At 67.8% G+C, this 15,689-nt stretch carries 15 protein-coding genes; 7 read left to right on the plus strand and 8 right to left on the minus strand.

Annotated elements, in window-relative coordinates; genetic code table 11:
- The first annotated feature begins 122 nt into the window (after nt 1-122).
- The 3 genes from IHQ52_RS19445 (at nt 123) to IHQ52_RS19455 (ending at nt 3,418) form a co-directional block, all read left to right on the plus strand.
- Nucleotides 123-2,285: an MMPL family transporter gene (locus tag IHQ52_RS19445; protein WP_006434811.1), complete on the plus strand. Its 2,163-nt coding sequence runs from the start codon at nt 123-125 to the stop codon at nt 2,283-2,285.
- A 76-nt stretch (nt 2,286-2,361) separates the two neighbouring features.
- Complete coding sequence (locus IHQ52_RS19450; protein WP_006434810.1) at nt 2,362-2,766, plus strand: DUF302 domain-containing protein; 405 nt, start codon at nt 2,362-2,364, stop codon at nt 2,764-2,766.
- A 46-nt stretch (nt 2,767-2,812) separates the two neighbouring features.
- The gene (locus tag IHQ52_RS19455) at nt 2,813-3,418 is read left to right on the plus strand and encodes a mycothiol-dependent nitroreductase Rv2466c family protein (RefSeq protein WP_006434809.1); all 606 of its coding nucleotides are present in this window, start codon (nt 2,813-2,815) and stop codon (nt 3,416-3,418) included.
- A gap of 10 nt (nt 3,419-3,428) precedes the next feature.
- On the opposite strand, the gene IHQ52_RS19460 is transcribed toward IHQ52_RS19455, so the two are convergent.
- The 3 genes from IHQ52_RS19460 to IHQ52_RS19470 form a co-directional block, all read right to left on the minus strand.
- Nucleotides 3,429-4,217 (minus strand): HNH endonuclease family protein, encoded by a 789-nt coding sequence (locus tag IHQ52_RS19460; RefSeq protein WP_024500512.1) that lies wholly within the window; start codon nt 4,215-4,217, stop codon nt 3,429-3,431.
- Between the two features lie 148 nt (nt 4,218-4,365).
- The gene (recG, locus tag IHQ52_RS19465; protein ID WP_024500513.1) at nt 4,366-6,618 is read right to left on the minus strand and encodes an ATP-dependent DNA helicase RecG; all 2,253 of its coding nucleotides are present in this window, start codon (nt 6,616-6,618) and stop codon (nt 4,366-4,368) included.
- A complete protein-coding gene (locus IHQ52_RS19470) occupies nt 6,615-8,264 on the minus strand; it encodes a DAK2 domain-containing protein (RefSeq protein ID WP_024500514.1) in 1,650 nt (549 codons plus the stop codon). Before IHQ52_RS19470 ends, recG begins: the two co-directional genes overlap by 4 nt.
- A 276-nt stretch (nt 8,265-8,540) precedes the next feature.
- Here IHQ52_RS19470 and rpmB point away from each other — a divergent pair, with 276 nt between their 5' ends.
- Together rpmB and IHQ52_RS19480 are read left to right on the plus strand one after the other, a co-directional pair.
- On the plus strand, nt 8,541-8,732 hold the full coding sequence (gene rpmB / locus IHQ52_RS19475; RefSeq protein ID WP_004023092.1) for a 50S ribosomal protein L28: 192 nt from the start codon (nt 8,541-8,543) through the stop codon (nt 8,730-8,732).
- 167 nt (nt 8,733-8,899) lie between these two features.
- Nucleotides 8,900-9,670: an enoyl-CoA hydratase-related protein gene (locus IHQ52_RS19480; protein ID WP_191834454.1), complete on the plus strand. Its 771-nt coding sequence runs from the start codon at nt 8,900-8,902 to the stop codon at nt 9,668-9,670.
- 79 nt (nt 9,671-9,749) lie between these two features.
- On the opposite strand, the gene IHQ52_RS19485 is transcribed toward IHQ52_RS19480, so the two are convergent.
- The 4 genes from IHQ52_RS19485 to IHQ52_RS19500 are packed head-to-tail and all read right to left on the minus strand — an operon-like array spanning nt 9,750 to nt 13,501.
- Nucleotides 9,750-10,433 (minus strand): uracil-DNA glycosylase, encoded by a 684-nt coding sequence (locus tag IHQ52_RS19485; RefSeq protein WP_024500515.1) that lies wholly within the window; start codon nt 10,431-10,433, stop codon nt 9,750-9,752.
- 39 nt (nt 10,434-10,472) lie between these two features.
- Nucleotides 10,473-10,994 carry a gamma carbonic anhydrase family protein gene (locus IHQ52_RS19490; protein WP_006434803.1) on the minus strand — a complete coding sequence of 174 codons (522 nt, stop codon included), beginning with the start codon at nt 10,992-10,994 and terminating at the stop codon, nt 10,473-10,475.
- Between the two features lie 50 nt (nt 10,995-11,044).
- A complete protein-coding gene (locus IHQ52_RS19495) occupies nt 11,045-12,409 on the minus strand; it encodes a type I glutamate--ammonia ligase (RefSeq protein WP_051349695.1) in 1,365 nt (454 codons plus the stop codon).
- Between the two features lie 57 nt (nt 12,410-12,466).
- Nucleotides 12,467-13,501 (minus strand): thiamine-phosphate kinase, encoded by a 1,035-nt coding sequence (locus IHQ52_RS19500; protein WP_051349696.1) that lies wholly within the window; start codon nt 13,499-13,501, stop codon nt 12,467-12,469.
- A gap of 205 nt (nt 13,502-13,706) precedes the next feature.
- Here IHQ52_RS19500 and IHQ52_RS19505 point away from each other — a divergent pair, with 205 nt between their 5' ends.
- Both IHQ52_RS19505 and IHQ52_RS19510 read left to right on the plus strand, forming a co-directional pair.
- Entirely contained in the window at nt 13,707-13,952 is a 246-nt protein-coding gene (locus IHQ52_RS19505; RefSeq protein ID WP_006434800.1) for an Lrp/AsnC ligand binding domain-containing protein, read from the plus strand.
- A 57-nt stretch (nt 13,953-14,009) separates the two neighbouring features.
- Nucleotides 14,010-14,642 (plus strand): DUF3515 domain-containing protein, encoded by a 633-nt coding sequence (locus tag IHQ52_RS19510; protein ID WP_006434799.1) that lies wholly within the window; start codon nt 14,010-14,012, stop codon nt 14,640-14,642.
- A 9-nt stretch (nt 14,643-14,651) separates the two neighbouring features.
- Here IHQ52_RS19510 and IHQ52_RS19515 read toward each other — a convergent pair whose 3' ends face one another.
- Nucleotides 14,652-15,659: an NAD(P)H-dependent glycerol-3-phosphate dehydrogenase gene (locus tag IHQ52_RS19515; RefSeq protein WP_024500517.1), complete on the minus strand. Its 1,008-nt coding sequence runs from the start codon at nt 15,657-15,659 to the stop codon at nt 14,652-14,654.
- Between the last annotated feature and the right edge of the window lie 30 nt (nt 15,660-15,689).

The raw sequence follows: 15,689 nt of genomic DNA on the forward strand, positions 1-15,689 counted from the left end.
TCATGTTTCAACACCCACAGCTCTCGGTAGTCGGAGCTGTGGATCCTTGACGCCACCATACCCCCCGGGGTATCTTCGCGCCAGATCCAATACCCCTACGGGTATCAGACGAAAGGAATCTCATGGCGCCGAAGACGGCCCTGTCCGAAGACGAAGCAACACCTGACCCAACAGGTTCCGCAGCCGGAATCCTCGGTCGCTGGGGCGCGACGATGGCCGGCCGCGCCCGTTGGGTGTTCGGTGTGTGGGTGCTCCTCCTGGTGGTTCTGGGAGCGGCGGCGCCCTCGGTGTTCTCCTCACTCGCCGGCGCCGGATGGCAGGCGAACGGGTCCGAGTCCGTCCAGGTCCGCGAACTGGCCCAGCAGCACTTCGGCGGCAACTCCTCGGCTGCGGTGCAGGTGGTCGTCCATTCCGACCGCGATCGCGTCGAGAGTCCCGCGGTCCAGGCCGTCGTCGGAAAGATCACCGAACTCGCGGCGACCGATGACCGATTCGCCCAGGTCGTGCCACCACAACCGGGAATGTCCATCAGTCCCGACGGTCACACCGGCATCGTCATCATCGGCGCTGCTGCCAACACCGACGACATGGTGCGGGCAGTCGACGAACACAAAGACGAGCTGACCGGGCTGTCCGGGAACGGTGTCGAGGTCTACCCGACCGGTGCGTCCGCGTTGTGGAGTGACTTCAACAAGGCCAATCACGACGCGATGATCAAGGCCGAGCTGTTCTCCTGGCCGGTCACCTTGACGATCATGGTGCTGGCCTTCGGGTCGCTGGTCGCGGCCGGACTTCCCTTGCTGCTGACCATCGCCGGACTCGTCGCGTCCGCCGGCGGACTGGTCCTGCTGAACCAGGTCACCCCGATCTCGGTGTGGGCGATCAACTTCGCCATGATGTTCGCTCTGGCCCTGGGCATCGACTACGCACTGTTCATCGTGTCGCGCTTCCGCGATGCCATGCGCGGTTACGGCGACAACATGCGTGCCGCGGTCGCCGAGACCATGGACACCGCAGGAAAAGCGGTGTTGCTCTCCGGCATCACCGTCCTGGTGAGCTTGTCGGCCGTGTTGCTGGTTCCCGCACCCGCGGTGCGAACGATGGCCGTGGGCATCATGCTCGCCGTCGTCTTCGTCCTGGCGGCAACCCTGACACTTCTGCCCGCCGCGCTGGGCAAGCTGGGTCCCCGGGTCAATGCGGTGTCGATGCCGTATGCCCGCCGTCAGCAGCACCGTTCACCGGTGTTCGCCCGCTGGGGACTCTTCCTGCACCGTCACCCGTGGACCGTGGCCGCCGGTTCCCTCGCCGTTCTCATCGCGTTGGCGATCCCGGTCTTCGGCCTGAAGGTCGCGATGCCGTCGATCACCGTCGTCCCCGAGGATGCACCGGTGCGTCAGGGCTACGAACTCGTCCAGTCACAGATGGGTGAGGGCGCACCCGGGATGTTGCAGATCGTCGCACCTGCCAACGAGGCACAGCAGACCGCCCAGGCCGCTTCTCAGTCGCCGGGAATCGAGATGGTGACTCCCCCGATGCCCTCCGCAGATGGCTCGGATTACGTTCTGATGCAGGCACTCCCGTCGGTCGACCCGTCCGACGAGCAGATGGGCACGATCGTCGACGACCTGCGCAGCACCCTGCCCGACGGTGCACTGGTCGGTGGCGCGCCCACTGAGAACCTGGACCTCCAGCAGGCCCTGAACGACTACTTCCCGCTGGTTGTCGCCGTCATCCTCATCCTGGGCTTCCTGTTGCTCCTGGTCTCGCTGCAGGCACCTCTGATCGCCCTGATCGGCACCGTGGTCAGCCTGTTGTCGACGGCAGCTGCCTTCGGCGTCGCAAAGCTCATCTTCCAGGACGGGCACCTCGCGGACCTGTTGGGCTTCACACCACAGGGCTTCCTCGACGGGTGGGGACCGGTGTTCTTCTTCGCGATGATCTTCGCGATCGCGATGGACTACACGGTCTTCCTGCTCGCCACCGCGAAGGAACACTTCGAGCGGTCCGACAACGCCACACAGGCACAGATCGACGGGATGGCGCACTCCGGCCGGATCATCTTCGCCGCGGCAGCGGTCATGGTGGCGGTGTTCTTCACCTTCGCCCTGGCCGAACCTCTTCCCCCGAAGGAGATGGGGATCATCCTCGGTGTCGCCGTTCTGCTGGATGCCGTCCTGATCCGTCTCACACTCCTTCCGGCGCTGTTGCGGATCACGCGTCGCGCGGCATGGTGGTCGCCCGCCTGGTTGCGCCGCATCCTGCCCAAGATCAGCTTCGCGCACTGACAACCCGAACCGGATTCCGTCCCGGGCCAGCGGACAACCGTCTGGCCCGGGCCGGGTCCGAACCGAAAGGAACACAATGTCCCTCGCACTGAACACCACGCTGGCCGTCCCCTTCGACGAAGCGGTCGAGCGCACCCGCGCCGCACTCGCCGACCAGGGTTTCGGAGTCCTCACCGAGATCGATGTCCAGGCCACCATGAAGAAGAAGCTCGACGAGGACATGGAGCAGTACCTGATCCTGGGCGCCTGCAATCCGCCTCTGGCAAACCGAGCACTCGGGGTCCAACGCCAGATCGGACTGCTGCTGCCGTGCAACGTCGTCGTCCGGTCGGACCCGGACCATCCCGGCACGACACTCGTCGAGGCGATGAATCCGGATCTGATGGTTCAGGTCTCGGGTGAGCCCGAACTCGAGTCCGTCGCACGTGATGCCGCCACGAAGCTGCAGGCCGCGATCGACGCACTGTCGAACCAGTCCTGACCCCCGCCGATCCCAGAACAGAATCCCTGACACGACAGGAGTTGTCATGAACCGCTTCGACTTCTACTTCGATCCGGTGTGTCCCTTCGCGTGGGCCGCATCGCGGTGGCTCGCCGACCAGGCCGGGAGACACGATGACTCGGTCGACTGGCACGTCATGAGTCTGGCCGTCCTCAACGAGGATCGGGAACCCGCATCGGACCAGCAGCGACGGCAACTGGACACCTCCCGCCGGCTCGGCCGGGTGTTCATGGCCGCCGTCGCGAAGAACGGCGCGGACGCGATCGGGCCCCTCTACTCGGCGGTCGGCCGGCGTTTTCACCACGCGGGCGACGAGATGACCCCCGCGGTCGTCTCGGAGATCCTCGTCGAGGCCGGACTCCCCGGTGAACTGGCCGAGGCCATGGACGACGACTCGTTCGACGATGCCCTGAGGACAGCGCACCAACGCAGTCAGGATGTCCTGGGCGAGACCGGCGGCAGCCCGATCACCGGGATCAACGGAACCCACTTCTTCGGCCCGGTGCTCTCCGACATCCCGACCGGTGACGAGGCCGAGGCCCTCTACTCCGCGATCGTCACGCTCGGGGCCACGTCTGCCTTCTCGCAGCTCAAACGGCCCACCGGAGGCAAACCGACGTTCTCGGCCTGAGCTCGCCGCCTCACTGTCCGCACCGCAACGCGTCGGTCAGCACCTCACGCGATTCGGCATCGACCGTCAAACCGTATGTCGCGCTGACCATCACGAACTGGATCGCGTACTGGCACCAGAACCCGCGGACCGGTGGCATCCACCGGCCCGGTTCGGAGTCACTCTTGTCCTGATTCGAGGGGCCGTCGACGGCGACGAGGTTGGCCGGGTCGTTGGCGAAGCTCAGTCGTCGGCCGAGTTCCCACGACCACGCACCCATGTCCCATGCGTAGGCCAGCGGCACGATGTGGTCGATCTGCACACTCGACGCGTTGCGGTCGCGGCGGAACACCACGAACTCGCCGCTGTACGGGCTCCGGAACTCCCCCGCGAGAACCGCGCGCGGACAACTCGACACCGGTCCCGCCCGGATGTCCTGTAGATCTCGGGCCAGGATGTCGTTGCGGGTGTCGCATCCGTTGCCACCCCCGGCCACGGCCACCGCATCCGTCCACGCCGCGCCGAACGCGCTTCGGTCGTAGTCGTCGCGGTCGGGACGCTGTGCGTGCACGGGGATGGACGCCAAGCGCGCCAGAGCTTCTCGCGCCAGCGTCCGCACTCGCGAGTCGATGTCGGACTGCGGACCGAATCCACCTGATCCCACCGCGACCACGATCGCCGTGACGACCGCGAAGACCAGCAGCGACCACTGTCGGGCCGACCACGACCCCGATGCCGATGACTTCCAGGCGATCCACCGCACCCGCATGCGGAGCCGCCGGAGCGTCGGCGATCGGAACGTCGCGTCGCGGAGGACCATGGGACTTTGACGCAGCGCCGGGCGGCGAGGTTCCACGAAACGTGAAACCTGTTTCCGCGCAGCGGTTCACCTCGCGATGGGCGGTTTCCTTCGCGCTGACCGGATCTGCTCGGCGTGAGGGAAACACGACGGCGGGATCAGCCGACGGTCAGGACTTGTCGAGATACGCGATCTTCTGCGGCACCAGAATCCCGTCGACGAGGTCCGCGAGCGGGCGGTGGTGCAGAAGCGTGATGTCCTCGCTCACCACGTCCTCGGCGAGTCCGCGCGCATCCTCGATGACCTCCACGTCCTCGAGCAAGGACAGGAACCGCAGCGAGGTGTTGACGCCGGACTGCAGCGACCCGAGCAGGTCACCTTCGCGGCGTTGTTCGAGGTCCACACGGGCCAGTTCGAAGCCGTCGTTGGACCCCGCCACGGCACGCAGACGCTGCATCGATTGGGAGATGTCCTTGCTGTGCGTCATCAGCAGACACAGGCCGGCGTGCTGGCCACGACCGACACGTCCACGCAGCTGATGAAGCTGGCTCACCCCGAACCGTTCGGCGTCGACGATCACCATCGTGGTCGCGTTCGGCACGTCCACACCGACCTCGATGACGGTGGTGGACACCAGGACATCGACCTCGCCCCGTCCGAACGCGTCCATGATCGCGTTCTTCTCCTCGGGCGCCAGGCGACCGTGCAACATCTCGACTCGCCGATGCGCGAACGGACCGGCCACGAGAGCCTCGTACTGCTCGACGACCGACGTGGTCTTCGGACCCTTCTCGTCGTCGTCGGCTGCGGGTTCCGGGGCGTCGTCGTCGCCGATGCGCGAGCACACGACGTAGACCTGTCGGCCGGCGTCGATCTCCTCGTTGGCACGTGACCACACCCGGTCGACCCAGTTCTGCCTGCCCATCGGGACCACCGACGTCGAGATCGGCTGGCGGCCGCGCGGCAACTCGCGCAGGACCGACGTCTCGAGATCGCCGAAGGCGGTCATCGCGACGGTGCGCGGGATCGGCGTCGCGGTCATCACCAGGAAGTGCGGGATACGGCCGTCACGCCCCTTGCCGCGCAACACATCACGCTGTTCGACACCGAACCGGTGTTGTTCGTCGATCACCACGAGGCCGAGGTCGAAGAACTCGACCTTCTCCTCCAGCAGGGCGTGCGTACCGATGACGATGCCCGCCGAGCCGGTGACCACGTCGAGCAGCGTCTCGCGCCGGCCTTTGGTCTTCATCGATCCGGTCAGCAGGGCGATACGGGTCGCCCCCTCGGCCGCGGTCAGCTCACCACCCTCGGCCAGGTCACCCAGCATCTTCTTCATCGTTCGGTGATGCTGCGCCGCAAGCACTTCGGTGGGTGCGAGGATCGCGCACTGGTATCCGTTGTCGACGACCCGCAGCATCGCGAGCAGCGAGACGAGGGTCTTACCGGAACCGACCTCACCCTGCAGCAGCCGCGACATCGGTTGCGCCAGAGCCAGGTCCTCGGCGAGTTCCTCCCCCACCGCGAGCTGCCCCTCGGTGAGCGTGAACGGAAGACGCTCCCGCAGCTTGTCCTCGAGACCGCCGGGCACATGCGGGCACGGCGGAGCCGCTTCACTGCGGCCCGCGAGCCGTCGCTGTGCGAGCACCGTCTGGATCGCCAGCGCCTCGTCGAACTTCAGCCGATGCGAGGCGACCTTCACATCGTCCTCGGAGTCGGGTAGGTGGATCTTGCGGATCGCCTCGTCGGTGGAGACCAGTCCGCGTTCCCGGCGCTGCGCGTCGGTCAGCGCGTCGGGGATCGGCGCGCAATGGTCCAGCACCCGCCGCACGGCGCCCAGGATGTCCCAGGTCTGTACGTCTTTGGTGGCCGGATACATCGGGAGGATCTCGCGGTCGAACATCGCGACCAACGGATGCGCACCGCCATGTTCCCGGGTGACCTCCTCCTCGATCGCGTACATCTCGGTCAGCATCTTGGAGCCGACGACGTGATCGATCTCGGGATCGCCGTCGGGCAGGATCATCCACTCCGGGTGGGACAACTGGATCTGCTCGCGGAAGTACTTGACCGTACCGGCCATCATCACCCGGGCACCCGGGCGCAGCTGATGCCTGATGAACTTCGGATTGAAGAAGCTCGCCTCGTAGACCTCGTTCTCGTCGGTGACCTTGACCTTCAGGAACTGTCCACGGCGGCTCTTCATCTGGATCAGATCGGACTTGGTGATCCGGCCGACGATGGTCAGCCACTCGCCGGGTTCGGGCCGCTGATGGTCGGCCACGAGACCACGGCGGATGTAGCGACGGGGCGTGTAGCGCAGCAGTTCGCCGACGGTGGTCACGCCGAGTGCGGCGAGCTTCTCCGCCGGCTTAGGGCCGAGAACGTCGGACAGCGAATCCGCCAGCGCCAGTTCGGTCACTCGACACCCACCTGCAGCAGATCGCTGCGCTGCCCGGTGCGGTAGACCGCGAGTTCGATACCCGGGTAGCTGCGGCGCATCTGTTCCGCGACGGCCTCCAGCGCGGACTCGTCGACGGCGGTGCCGGCGAGCACGGTCACCAGCTCACCACCGGTCGCGAGCATCAGGTCGATCAGGGCGGTTCCAGCCGAGGTCTGGTCGGGCGCCACCACCAGGACGTCGTCGCCGATGAGCCCGAGGACGTCACCGACGTCCGACATCCCGGCCAGCGTCATCATCTTCGTGGTCGCGAGCTGCAGGGACCCCCACCGCGCACCGGCGGCGGCCTCGGCCATCGCATAGGCGTCGATGTCGGGGGTCTCACTCGGATCGTGCACCGCGAGCGCCGCCAGGCACTGGGTCATCGACGACGTCGGGAGCATCAGCACCGAACGCTGCGTCGAACGCACTTCGGTGGTGACGGTGACGAGATCCTGAGAACTCAACGCGCCGTTGGCCATGACCACCACGTGGGCACTGTCGGTGTCGCGGATCGACCGTCCCAAGGCCTGTGCGGTCAGCCCGCCGTCGGCGCGCAGCACGGTCGCCCCGGCCTCGGCGAAGAGGTCGGCCGCACCGTCGCCGAGCGCCACCGCCACCACGGCACGCTTGTGCCGCGGCGGAGGTTCGCTCGAATCGACTTGTGCGCGAATGGCATCGAGCGCGAAGCAGCTGATGCGGACATCCGAGAGCCGGCCGAGTCCCGCGCCGGCCTCCACCGCGGGACCGGGCTCACAGGTGTGGACGTGGACGGAGAAGCGCTCGCCCTCGCCGCTCGAGCTGTCGCCGACGATGACCACGGCGTCGCCCAGTTCGTTCAGACGCTCGCGGAGTTCGGCGATCTGTTCACCCGCCGCGCCGTCGAGCAGGTACATCACCTCGAAGTCCTGATCGCTGCTCTCCACGCAGGCGTCGTCGACCCCGTGTCCGAGGGTCGTGCTGTCGGTGAGGATGCCCCGGTAACGGCGCCGGCGGTTGGCCACCCCGGTGATCACCCGGACCATGGCATCGACGATCACGAGGAACCCGCGTCCGCCTGCGTCGACGACCCCCGCGGAGGCGAGGACCGACAACTGCTCCGGCGTACGTTCGAGCGCCTCGGCGCAGTCGTCGGCGACGGCGCGGACGATGTCGGCGGCGGTCTCCTTCTCATGTGCGGCGGCCGCCTCGGCGGCCACTCGAACCAGGGTCAGCACCGTTCCCTCGCGCGGTTCGCTGACCGCGCGGGTCGCGGCGAGCGACCCGAGGCGGAGGCCGAGCGTCGCCAGATCACCGAAGGTCAGGGATTCGGTGTCGCCGAGGATCTCGGCGCCGTCGGCCAGGCCGACGAGGACCTGCGACAGGATGATGCCCGAGTTGCCGCGTGCCTGCGCCACCGCACCGTCGGCCATCGCGCGGGCGACCTGCGGCAACGACGCGTCGTCCGGTGCGGCCTCGGCGGCGTCCGCAGCCGCCCGCATGGTGAACAGCATGTTGCTGCCGGTGTCCGAGTCCGGGATCGGGAAGACGTTGAGGTCGTTGATCTCGCCTCGCAGATCCTCGAGCTGGTCGACACAGACACGGGCCCAGTCACGCAGCAGCTGCGGGTTGATGGTGCGGGCGATCACGCGGTGACTCTTTCTCGCTCTGACCTGGGCATACGACGGGGCTGCGCCGCGGGCCGAGGGGACGGTCTGGAAGGATGTGTGCAAGGTTACTCGGCGTCCCCGACGACCCGGAGACGTCCGCGCCTCGAGGCGGGGCACCGCGACCCGGATTTGGCCACGCCCACCCGAGCTGGTTATCCTTGCAGGGTTGCCTTTCGGTCCACGCGCACACTTCCGGTGGTGCCGATCCGCGAGGCTGACCACGAGACCATATTCATCTATCAAGGGAGTTCGACGATGGCTGCCGTCTGCGACATTTGCGGCAAGGGCCCGGGCTTCGGCAAGTCGGTGTCTCACTCGCACCGCCGTACCAACCGCCGCTGGAACCCGAACATCCAGTCTGTTCGCGTCGAGGTCGCCCCGGGCAACCGCAAGCGCAAGAACGTCTGCACCTCCTGCCTGAAGGCCGGCAAGACCGCAGCTGTCTGATCGTCATCACCCGTACGCGGGTGATGGGGTTCGAGAGCACGAGACCCGATGCCACCGAGCGTAAGCTCCCCGGCGTCGGGTCTTTGGTGTGTGCGAGATAATGTTCCGCGCATGACTTCCACGCAATCCCCACCACCGAAACCCCCCAGCCCGACGCGTCGGCTCCCGTGAGTGAGGCCAACGGCGTCCTGACGATCGCGGTGTCGGCTGCGGGCGCGGGCAACTCACTCGACGACGACGGGATCGCCGCGGGCACCCAGGCGCTGCGCGAGGTGGCACGCGGTCGTCGCGACGTCGGCGCGGTGCTCCTCGTCGGTGCGGGCAAGAACTTCTGCGCCGGCGGCAACGTGCGGGCCTTCGCCGCCGCCGACGATCGACCCACCTATCTGCGTCTGATCGCCGACAACTTCCACGCCTTTGTCAACGCCCTCTACGAGGCCGAGGTCCCGGTTGTCGCCGCCGCCAAGGGCTGGGCTGCCGGTGCCGGCATGTCGCTGGTGCTGCACGCCGACGTCGCCATCGGCGGCACCTCCTCCAAACTCCGTCCCGCCTACCGCGGCATCGGACTCACCCCCGACGGCGGGCTCACCTGGACCCTTCCCCGCGCGGTCGGCGCCGCGCGGGCACGCCAGATCATCCTCACCGACCGCGTCCTCTCCGCCGACGACGCGCTGAACTGGGGAATCCTGTCGGAGATCGTCGCCGACGAGGACGTCGAGACCGTGGCCCGCGCCAACGCCGAGACGATCGCGGCAGGGCCCCGCTCCGCCGACTCCGGCACCAAACGCCTGCTGGCCGTGTCGTCGGAGAACTCGCTGATCGAACAGCTCACCATCGAGGGACGTTCCATCTCCGAACGGTCCGGCCTCGCCGAGGGCATCGAAGGCGTCGACGCGTTCGTCGGCAAGCGCGCGCCGGACTTCGGCAAGACGCGCTGATCTTCTCGGCTTACCGAGTAGGCCACCGCTCCCTGAGATGGGTGGTTGTCCCGGGTTCTCTCGGAGACGAGAGCGGAACTCAGGGCAGCCGCCAGTCCACCGGATCGGCGCCGAGATCGGCGAGTTCTTCGTTGGCCCGGCTGAACGGCCGCGAACCGAAGAAGCCGCGCGACGCCGACAGCGGCGACGGGTGTGCCGAGACGATGGCCGGGACGTCCGGCAACCACTCCTGAAGCCCGGCCGCATCCTTGCCCCACAGGATCGCGACGAGCGGTTCGTCACGGGCGACAAGCGCCTTGATCGCGCATTCGGTGACCGCTTCCCAGCCCTTCTTGCGGTGAGATGCGGGCTCCCCCGGCGCGACCGTCAGCACCCGGTTCAGCAACAGGACGCCGTTGTCGGCCCACGGGGTGAGATCTCCGTTGGTCGGCATCGGATACCCGAGATCCGAACAGTACTCGGTGTAGATGTTGGCCAAGGACCGCGGAATCGGACGCACGTCGGGGGCCACGGAGAAGCTCAGGCCGACAGCATGCCCCGGGGTCGGGTACGGGTCCTGCCCGACGATGAGCACCCGCACGTCGTCGATCGGCCGGGTGAAGGCCCGCAGGATGTGTTGTCCGGCGGGCAGATAGCGGCGGCCCTCGGCGATCTCGTTGCGCAGGAACCGGCCCATCTCGGTGATGATCGGCTCGACCGGGGCCAGGGCCTCGGCCCAGCCGGGGTCGATGATCTCGGCGAGCGGTTTGGTCGGTGCGGTCACTCCGGTCTCCCCATCAGTCCCATCGGTGGATCATGTGTGTCAGTCGAGTCGCCGCAGCGATTCGCGGTAGTACTTGGCGTTCTGGAAGTACATCTCGCTGTTGAGTTCGGTGTGTCCCTCGGGGACCTCGTAGTTCTCCCGTAGTCGCGCGGGCACACCGAGTGCCATACGACGCGGCGGCACGTCGAATTTGAACGGGACGACGGCCCCTGCCCCGACGATCGCACCGCTGCCGATCGTCGACCCGTTCAGGACCACCGAGCCGGAGGCGATGAGACAGTCGTCGCCGATGGTCGCACCCTCGATGTGCGCATTGTGTCCGACCACGCACCGCGCGCCGATCACGGTCGGCTCGAAGACTGTGCAGTGGATGACCGTGCCGTCCTGGATGTTGCTGCGCTCACCGATGGTGATGGTGCCGTAGTCGCCCCGCAGAACGGCCCCCGGCCACACCGAGACACCGTCGCCGAGCGTGACGGCTCCGATCACCACCGCGTCGGGGTGGACATAGGTCTCGTCGCCCAGGACGGGCACGCGGTCGTCGAGTGCGTAGATCGCCATACGGAGACTCTAGCCACGTGCAGATACCGACCCGTGCCCACCCGCGCCGGTCACACGCTCCAGGCCAGCCGGAACCGCTCGGTCAGTGTCTCGGGGGTGTGATCGGGGAAATGGGTGACCTCGTACCGCCGGACCGCCACGAGTGCGTCGACCGCGGGGTCGCCGAGGATCCCGCGAAGCAGCGGGGACACCTCCATCCGGTCGACGACCTCACCTTGATCGGTGGACAGCGGCCTTCGCTCACCCAGTGGGCGGGTGCGGGGATCGACGCCGACCTCGGGCGGCAGGGTGGCCCTGCGTTCGATCCCGGCCGCGGCCGCGCCCAGGATGGCCGCGGTGGCGAAGTAGACGTTTGCGGACGGATCGATGATCTTCACCTCGACATTGGCGCCCCGACCCCGCGTTCCCGGAGCATCCTCTTGCGTACCAACGACACTCGCGATGTCCACCGCATCCGCACGGACCAGTCGCACCGCCGCTTCGCGGTTCTCCACACCCCAGCAGGCGTGGGCGCCGGCCCACTGCCCGGGCAGCATGCGCAGCCCGGACACCACCGATCCACACAGCACACCCTGCAGCTCGAGGATCGCGTCGAGGATGCCCGCGACCGCGCGCTCGCCGTCGGGCGTCATCCCGGCGACCCCGGTTCCCCCGGACAGCAGTGGCCGATCACCGCGGTGCAGCGAGATGTGCTGATGGGCACCGCATCCCGCCTCGTCCACGAACGGTTTGGGTGAAAAGCTGGCACGCAGACCGTGTTTGCGGGCGAGCCGTCCGATCAGGATTCGGGTGAGCACGAGTCGATCGGCCGCGGTGATGGGGTCGGACGGACCGAGTGACACCTCGAACTGCCAGCGCGCGTGTTCGGGATGAAACTGTTCGACGATGATCCCCGCGGCCCGACACGAGATGAGGACATCCCGGACGAACCCCTCGAGTTCGACGAGGCCGACCGCACCGTACGGCGTCCACAGGGCGGACGGCAGCGGCGTCCCGTCCGATGCGACGAGCACGAACTCGAGTTCGTGACCCACCATGGCGTGCAGTCCGGCGTCGGCGAGATCGGCGACGACGCGACGCAGTGTGCCGCGAGCGCACTGCGGCACCGGATCACCCGTGAGGCCGAAGAACTCTCCGGGTGCCCAGCTCAAGGTCGGGTCGACCACCACCCGGGCGTCGAGATCGATCCGGATGCGCTGATCCCCCACCACTCCGACCTCGTCGCTGAACGCGATACCGGTCTGATCGATCGCGAACGCATGCCATGACGGGCTGGCCCCGAGACCCGCCGACGCGAACGCCGGCACTCGTTCGGGAGTGACCGTCTTCGCCAGCGTCAGTCCGGCCGGATTGACGACGGTCGCGAGAAGGATCGACGACGATGCGTCGTCGGCGGCATCCGATCGCGAGACCATGTCCACAGTGTCATGGAGCGGGGCGATTCCGGTGGCGGAACCGCACGGTCCGTCGGATCATCCGCGCGGAACGGCGAACGACTGCCACCCGTGTAGATCGGGCCCGTCCGGTCCGCCGACGCGCCGGCCGTCGACCCACACCTCTGGTGTCGGCGAAGAGGCCTCCCGGACCGACCCGATCACCGTCCAGCCGTCGGGCACGGACGTGACGTCGAAGGCGGCGAGAAGGTGGTGATCCTCACCGCCGGTCAGCACCCATTCGTCCACCTCGACACCGAGTTCTGTGGCCAGTGGGGCCAGATCGGGACGCCGCGGCACCGCGTCGACCTCGACGGCCATCGCCAACTGCGCGGCACGCGACATGGTGATCAGTTCTTCGACGAGCCCGTCGGAGATGTCGGTCATCGCATGCGCTCCGGCCGCGGCCGCGACGGGCCCCTGGCTCAGGTCGGGCATCGGAACACGATGCAGAGCAACGACTTCCGACCACAGTGACTCGTCGATGCCCGGGGTCGACAACACCGCCAGACCGGCTGCACTGGCGCCCAGCGGACCACTCACCGCGAGGACATCGCCGCTGCGGGCACCACCCAGCGAGACCGGCCGGCGACCTTCGAGCGCCCCGACGGCGGTGACGCTCACCACCACCTGCTCCGCGGCGACCAGGTCACCACCGAGAACCCGTGCGCCCAGGGCATGTGCGGCGCCCACGACTCCGTCGTTGAGGTCGAGGACGACGCTCACGGGAGTGGCCGACGGGCAGGCGATGGACACCACGAGCCCGGTCGTCCGGCCGCCCATCGCGGCGACGTCGGCCGAACTCTGGACCACCGCCCGCGCCCCGACCTGCTGCGGCGTCGACCAGTCGAACCGGAAATGCCGTCCCTCGACGACCGTGTCGGTGCTGATCACCGCCGACCCGCCGATCTCGAGGACGGCCGCGTCGTCGCCCGAGCCGATCACGATGTCGTCGGCGGGTCCGGCCGCGGTCGCCGCTGCGGTGAGCGCGGCGATCACCGCACGCTCACCGATCTCCCCCACGGTGTCGGTGTGGTCGGTGTCGACAGAGTCGGTGTGGTCGGTGTCGACAATGTCGAGGCGCTCGGTGCCGACGTCGTCGGAGGTCACTTGTCCGGTCTCACTCTCGTCGGGTCCCCGTCGAGTCGCGCGCGAACGGGATTGTCGGTGACAATGTGTGCCACAGTGTATTGGGCTCACGGCGAACGGTGTTCGCCGCGCAGCGCCCACTGCCGCCGGATTCGAACCCGTGTCGGCGATGGGGGCACAAACGGAGAGGATGCCCGTGGTTCAGGCGTACATACTGATCCAGACCGAGGTCGGTCGGGCCGCCCTCGCGGCGGCGACCATCGCCGAGATCTCGGGGGTCGCCTCATCCGAAGAGGTCAGCGGACCTTATGACGTGATCGTCCGGGTGGATGCCGCCGATGCCACGCAGCTCACCGAGAGTGTGGTTCCCCAGATCCAGAAGGTAGCCGGGATCACCCGCACCTTGACCTGCCCGGTGGTCGACCACACCCGCTGAGTCGGGTTTGCCGGTCCCGGCTTCGGCCGGGACGCGGCCGGCTCCTAGGGTGGTGGCGTGACGTCAGCAGGTTCGGATGACACCCCTCAGGATCCCGAGAACGACAAGGCGGACGATCCGGCGGCCGGTGACCTCGCCGGCCCGGAGGACCCTGCGGTCGACGAACGGTATGGTGCCGGCTCCCGCCTGAGTCCCGCGCTCATCGCGACTCTCGTCGCCATCCCGGTGATGGTGATCGCGGGCTTCATCGCTTTCGCCGCGTTGCGGCCCGAGACGGTGAACCCCGTCGAGTCATACGCCTCGGACGGCAGCGCGTCTGCGGACTGCACGCGTCTGCTCGACGCGGCGCCCCAGCGGTTCGAAGGATTCGGCGACAAGGAGATCTCCGGGGACCGCGCGACCTGGCCCGCGGAAGCGTCCGGCGACGACCTGACGCTGCGCTGCGGCGTGACGCGGCCGGCCGAGCTGTCCCCGACGAGCAACCTGCAGGAGATCCACGCGGCCGGCCGGGCCGGTGTGCAGTGGTTCATCACCGACACCGTCGACGGTTCCGGACAGGCCTACGTGAGCGTCGATCATCGTCCCTACGTCGCACTGTGGGTTCCGTCCAATGCCGGGAACGGTCCGATCACCGACATCTCGGGCCTCATCGACCAGACGCTCGAACGCGGTCCGCTCGACTTCGGCTGACGCTTCAGGTCAGTCCCGGTAGATCTCCGGCTTGGCGCTGCGGCCGAGCAGGGAGTTGATCGCGTCGGCGACCGATTGCCCGTCATGGCACACCTTGTGCACCGCGTCGGTCAGCGGCATCGGCACCTGGTGCTTCTCGGCGAGCGCGCGCACCGACGAACACGACTTCACACCCTCGGCGACCTGTCCGTTGGTGGCCGCCTGCGCTTCGGCCATCGTCGCGCCCTCGCCGAGTCGGGCTCCGAAGGTCCGATTCCGGGACAGCGGCGACGAGCAGGTCGCGACCAGATCGCCGACTCCTGCGAGCCCGGCCAGGGTCTCGATCTGTGCGCCGACGGCCACCCCGAGACGGATGGTCTCCGCAAGGCCGCGCGTGATGATCGTGGCGAGCGTGTTCTGACCGAATCCGACTCCGCTCGCGATGCCGCAGGCGAGCGCGATCACGTTCTTGGCCGAGCCACCGATCTCGCAGCCGATGACGTCTGTGTTGGTGTACGGCCGGAAATAGCGGGTGCTGAACGCGCTCTGCAGGGTGACGGCGCGGGACTCGTCGACGCTTGCGATGACGGTCGCCGCCGGCTGCCCCTCGGCGACCTCATGCGCGAGGTTGGGTCCGGTGAGCACGGCGATCCGGTCATCGGCGACGCCGGTGACCTCGGCGATGACCTCACTCATCCGCAACAGCGTGCTGGTCTCGATGCCTTTGGCCAGCGACACGAGCGATGCGTCGGAACCGATGTGCGGGGTCCACTGCGTCAGGTTCTCCCGCAGGGACTGCGACGGCACGCCGCACACGACGATGTCTGCACCTGTCAGTGCGTCCACCGCGTCACTGGTGGCCGTCAGCTCGCCGGGCAACGTGATGTCCGACAGATAGTTCGGGTTCACGTGTTCGGAGTTGATCGCATCCGCCAGTTCCGGGCGTCGTGCCCAGATGACCGTCTCGGTTCCCGCATCCACGAGGACTTTCGCCACCGCCGTACCCCAGGAACCAGCACCCATGACCGCCGCGCGCACCGCACTCCTCCTGCCCCGGGTCCGTCTCTT

This window comes from Gordonia amicalis (genome assembly GCF_022059885.1).
In the GTDB taxonomy this organism is placed as follows: Bacteria; Actinomycetota; Actinomycetes; order Mycobacteriales; family Mycobacteriaceae; genus Gordonia; species Gordonia amicalis.

What these genes read in the sequence shown, in the direction of transcription:
- IHQ52_RS19455 (WP_006434809.1), top strand. Translation starts at nt 2,813, where the DNA reads ATGAACCGCTTCGACTTCTACTTCGATCCGGTGTGTCCCTTCGCGTGG.
- IHQ52_RS19445 (WP_006434811.1), top strand. Translation starts at nt 123, where the DNA reads ATGGCGCCGAAGACGGCCCTGTCCGAAGACGAAGCAACACCTGACCCA.
- IHQ52_RS19450 (WP_006434810.1), top strand. Translation starts at nt 2,362, where the DNA reads ATGTCCCTCGCACTGAACACCACGCTGGCCGTCCCCTTCGACGAAGCG.
- IHQ52_RS19505 (WP_006434800.1), top strand. Translation starts at nt 13,707, where the DNA reads ATGCCCGTGGTTCAGGCGTACATACTGATCCAGACCGAGGTCGGTCGG.
- rpmB (WP_004023092.1), top strand. Translation starts at nt 8,541, where the DNA reads ATGGCTGCCGTCTGCGACATTTGCGGCAAGGGCCCGGGCTTCGGCAAG.
- IHQ52_RS19460 (WP_024500512.1), bottom strand. Translation starts at nt 4,217, where the DNA reads ATGGTCCTCCGCGACGCGACGTTCCGATCGCCGACGCTCCGGCGGCTC.
- IHQ52_RS19490 (WP_006434803.1), bottom strand. Translation starts at nt 10,994, where the DNA reads ATGGCGATCTACGCACTCGACGACCGCGTGCCCGTCCTGGGCGACGAG.
- IHQ52_RS19495 (WP_051349695.1), bottom strand. Translation starts at nt 12,409, where the DNA reads ATGGTCTCGCGATCGGATGCCGCCGACGACGCATCGTCGTCGATCCTT.